Here is a 1,696-nt window from a genome sequence, read left to right on the forward strand (position 1 = left end):
CCGGTGAGCGTCAAGGTAGTTGTCGCGTGAGAGGGTTCAGCCGATGTGCTTCAGCTCCTGCACTCCCGATGAGGGGTTGAGGCGCACGGGGCCTGCTGGAGTCCAGTCGCGCGTGTCGCGGCTCCAGCGCTCGGGGTGACGGGCGCGGGCGCGCTGGTACACCTGGTGGCGCTGGGCGAGCAGCGCGGCGTCGAGGCCGAAGTGTCTGGCGTCCGGCGTGACGAAGCGGATGGCGGAGTGCTGGTGCTCGGTGTTGTACCAGGCGACGAAACGCACCACCCATGTGTGCGCAGCCTGCGTCGACGTGAAGGCTCGTTGGGGGAAGCAGGGGCGGTACTTCAGCGTACGGAAAAGGGCTTCGGAGAAAGCGTTGTCGTCCGAGACGCGGGGCCGGCTGAAGGAAGGCGCCACGCCCAGCCATTGCAGCGTGGCCAGCATCGTGGCGCCCTTCATGGGGCCACCGTTGTCCGAATGCAGTACCAGGCCCTCGGGGCAGCCCGCCTCGCGCCAGCTGTCGCGAATGAGGGCCGCGGCATGCGCGGACGACTCCTCCTCGTGGACACGCCAGCCCATGATGCGGCGGCTGAAGACGTCCACCACGAGGTAGAGATAGAGGAAGGTGCCCTTCACCGGCCCCTTCAAGTAGGTGATGTCCCAACTCCACACCTGGCAGGGGGCGCTGGCCGTATGCTCGGCCTTGGGGCGCGGCGTGGGTGGCTTCGCGGGGCCACGGTGCGCCAGCTGTCCCGCCTCGCGCAGCACCCGGTAGAAGCTCGCCTCGCTGGCCAGGTACTCGCCCCGGTCGGCGAGTCTGGGCACCAGTTGCTTGGGCGAGACGTCGCGGAATTCCTCGCTGTTGGCCACCGCCAGCATGCGGCGCTTCTCGCCTTCGGAGAGTCGGTTGGCGGGTCGGGTGCGCGGTCCGCACCGCCCGTCCTGGGCCGTTTCCGGCTTCCTCCAGCGTTGAATCGTGCGCGGAGCCACCCCGAGCCGCTCGCAGACGGCCTCCAGCCGCACGCCTTGCAGGAGGGCCGCTTCCACGTGCGCGAGCGTCATTTCCCGCGCTTCTCGTCCGCTGCGTCGTCCTCGTCGTCCTCGTCCTTCTCGTCCCAGCCCATCGCCTGAAGTTTTTTTTCGAGCACCAGCAGCGCCGCCGTCTCCGCCAGCGCCTTCTCCTTGCGGCGCAGCTCCCGCTCCAGCTCCTTCACCCGTTTCTCCGACGAGGCCAGCCGCCGACGCTGGCTGGCCGTCAGGGCCCCGGCGGCAGCCGTCTGCGCGCCTTGGGAAAGGGCTCCAGCGGCTGCGGCCCGCCACTCCCCCAACTGCTCTTCATGCAGCCCTTCCCGGCGCAGAAGCGCTCCCAGCGTCTCGCCCTCCAGTCCGTGCGCTTCCGCCAGCACGCGCAGTTTCTCCTCGGGCGTCCACTTCTTCGGACCGGCAGGCTTCTTCTCCTCGGACGGGGGCGTCATTGCCGCCAACTTATTCGCCTCGCGCAACCACTGCGACAACGTCGGCTGCGAGACGCCCACCTGGCGGGCCAGCGCCGCGGCACTTACCGCGCCCGGGCCCACCATCCGCTTCACCATCTGGGATTTGAATGCATCCGTGTACGGCACTGCGTCCTGCCTGCTCTCGCCCCCAGGGCGTGGTCATCCCGGCCGCTCAGCCGAGGCGACAACTTCCCTGACACAGGGGG

General features: G+C 69.1%; 1 protein-coding gene. It reads right to left on the bottom strand.

Annotated elements, in window-relative coordinates; genetic code table 11:
• Nucleotides 1–36: 36 nt before the first annotated feature.
• Nucleotides 37–1,616, bottom strand: a protein-coding gene (locus FOF48_RS36155) for an IS3 family transposase (RefSeq protein WP_370456623.1) whose coding sequence is annotated in 2 segments (ribosomal slippage) — nucleotides 37–1,125 and nucleotides 1,128–1,616 — 1,578 coding nt in all. Because the reading frame shifts where the segments join, the coding sequence is not laid out codon by codon here.
• Between the last annotated feature and the right edge of the window lie 80 nt (nucleotides 1,617–1,696).

The organism is Corallococcus sp. Z5C101001 (assembly GCF_007352635.1).
GTDB lineage: Bacteria > Myxococcota > Myxococcia > Myxococcales > Myxococcaceae > Corallococcus > Corallococcus silvisoli.